Here is a 2435-nt window from a genome sequence, read left to right as displayed (position 1 = left end):
CATAATCCGACATCTCACTTCCGAGGCGGCGTCCGGGCTGGATCTCCCGCCCTATGATCCCGGCAAATCCTTTCAGGGTTGCAGCCATGATGCATGGCGCCTTCTTCAGCACCTTCGATTTCGTGGATGAGAAGAGATCAGTGACATCAATCTCCCCGGGGAGCACCTCAGCACCACGGCTTTTCAGTTCCTCCCTGATCGCAAGCAGGCTCACCTGCCGCTCAACTTCACGGGAGACGACCTCCGGGATCAGATCGAGTTCCTGCACCCCCTTGATCTCAACACGGGCTCCGTCCCTGATCGAGATGTTCACATCCTGCCTGATTGTTCCAAGACCGCGTTTCACTTTCCGGGTTGATCTGAGGATCATGCCGATATATTCTGCGATCTCCTTCACTTCTTCCGGAGTATGCATACAGGGTGTGGTTGTGATCTCAACAAGCGGTATCCCGAGCCTGTCCAGCGAGAATGTCTTGTCGGTCACTCTCTGGGCTGCCTCCTCCTCAAGGCAGATCGACTCGATCCTGCAGCTGCCACCTGCAATCCCGTTCATGGCAACAAGTGCCGTTCTCTGGAAGCCGGTGGTGTTTGACCCGTCGATCACCATCTTCCTCATCGTATGCACCTGTGAGATCGGGGTCATCGAGAGCATCTTTGCGATGGTGAGGGTGATCTGAAGGGCCTCCGGATTCATCGGTGTCGGTGGCTCATCATCATTCTCGACAAGGCAGGTGGTATCGTAGGAATAGTATGAGAAGAAGCGCATCTGTTTCATCTCTTCTTCTGCCGCACGGTCGATGACACCCATCTCCGAGACCGTTGCCCTCAGGTATCGCCTGATCTCACCGTTTTTCTCATCAATATTCCTGAGAATGGTCGGACACCGGCAGTAGAGCTTTTCAGCTGTGTCGAGCTGCTGGTGAATCTCGATTCCTGCGGTCAGGCCGAGTGCCTTATAATCCATACACAGACCTCCGTACAATCTCACCCTTCAGATTCTCCTGCATCATCTTCCGGATCTCATCAGGGTTCTCTGTCTGTCCAAGAACCCACATCAGTTTGACAAGAGCAGTCTCGGGAAGCATATCTTCTCCTTCGATGACACCCGCCCTGAGGAGATCCCTCCCGGTATCATAGACCCGGTCGCAGACTCTTCCCTGGAGGCATTGCGTTGTCATCACGATTGTTGTTCCATTGCAGACAAGCTCACGTATCCTATCCATAAGGACAGTTCCGACATGGCCAAGCCCGGTTCCCGCGATGACAAGCCCGCGATATGATGTATATGAATCAAGGATTGCCGGATTCATCCCCGGATAGTAGGAGATAAGGGCACATTTCTCCTCCATTGTATCCCTGAGAGTCAACTCCCGTGCATCTCTCCCTATGGCATCTGCCTGAAGCGATACCTCCAGATCCGGGTAGGTGACCGTTGCAATCGGTTCTGCTCCGATACTCTGGAATGCATCGCGGCGCGAAGTGTGCATCTTTCGTACCCTTGTCGCCCGGTGCACAGCACAATAATCGTCATTGACAGTACCATGCATGCAGATGGCGACCTCGCCCAGATTTGCAGATGCAGCAGCAGCACTACAGAGTGCATTCATCACATTGTCGCTGCTCGGGCGGTCGGCTGATCGCTGGGAACCGACAAAGATGATGGGAACCGGTGTATCCAGCATGAAGCTGATGGCAGATGCTGAATATGCCATCGTATCGGTTCCATGAGTGACAATGACACCCCGGGCGCCTGCCTGAATCTCATCATGGATGCTGCGTGCAAGCTCAATCCACATTGAGGGTTTCATATTCTCAGACAGTATCGAGAATGGCTGTCTGGTTCGGAAACGCCCGATTGTAGCAAGCCGGGGAATGGCTGAGATGATCTCATCAGCTGTCGATCTGCTTGTTACCGCCCCTGTCCGGTAGTCTACACGGGATGCGATGGTGCCTCCTGTTGAAATGATTGCAAGCTCAGGTAATTTCGAATCCTGCACAGCAGGCGGTTCGACTCCTTTTCTCTCCTCCCCATCCCTGATATGCCTGATTTCAGGGAATGGCACTCCGATATTGTATCCTGATGGGAGTTTCAGGACAGCCCTCTCATCCCGTTCTGTGATATACACTGCTTCAAGCGTCTTCCCGCCAATGGTACAGGAAACAAGATCTCCGGTCTTCATGCTTCAATAAGCCCCCGTATCATGGAGACAAGCTCCTCTTCAGCATCCTGTAAAACTCTTCTCTGCATCTGTATCGTCTCATTATGCTCCTTCAGAAGACCTGAGCGTATCCGTATCGCGTCATGGATGGCCTCTTCAGCCGGCCCCCCGGCAACCTTCTTCGCGGCAACTACGAGGGCTGGATCGAGTGCATTTCGAATTCGATCTTCTGTAAGCCCCATTTCCTGAAGAGAGATGCCTGAGATCTCTTTGCCC

At 53.3% G+C, this 2435-nt stretch carries 2 protein-coding genes and 1 pseudogene; all 3 read right to left on the bottom strand.

The window, feature by feature from the left end:
- Window positions 1-964 (bottom strand): Glu-tRNA(Gln) amidotransferase subunit GatE (gene gatE / locus QCH34_RS10780; RefSeq protein ID WP_300333999.1); only part of this gene is annotated, 964 nt, incomplete at its 3' end.
- Window positions 954-2180, bottom strand: a complete 1227-nt coding sequence (gene gatD / locus QCH34_RS10775; RefSeq protein ID WP_300333996.1) for a Glu-tRNA(Gln) amidotransferase subunit GatD — start codon at window positions 2178-2180, stop codon at window positions 954-956. The genes gatE and gatD, both read right to left, overlap by 11 nt.
- Window positions 2177-2435: pseudogene (locus QCH34_RS10770) on the bottom strand (argininosuccinate lyase); the annotation flags it as partial. The gene gatD and the pseudogene QCH34_RS10770, both read right to left, overlap by 4 nt.

The sequence above is a fragment of the Methanocalculus sp. genome (assembly GCF_029762515.1).
In the GTDB taxonomy this organism is placed as follows: Archaea; Halobacteriota; Methanomicrobia; order Methanomicrobiales; family Methanocorpusculaceae; genus Methanocalculus.
This window is presented reverse-complemented; position numbering and strand designations above follow the sequence as displayed.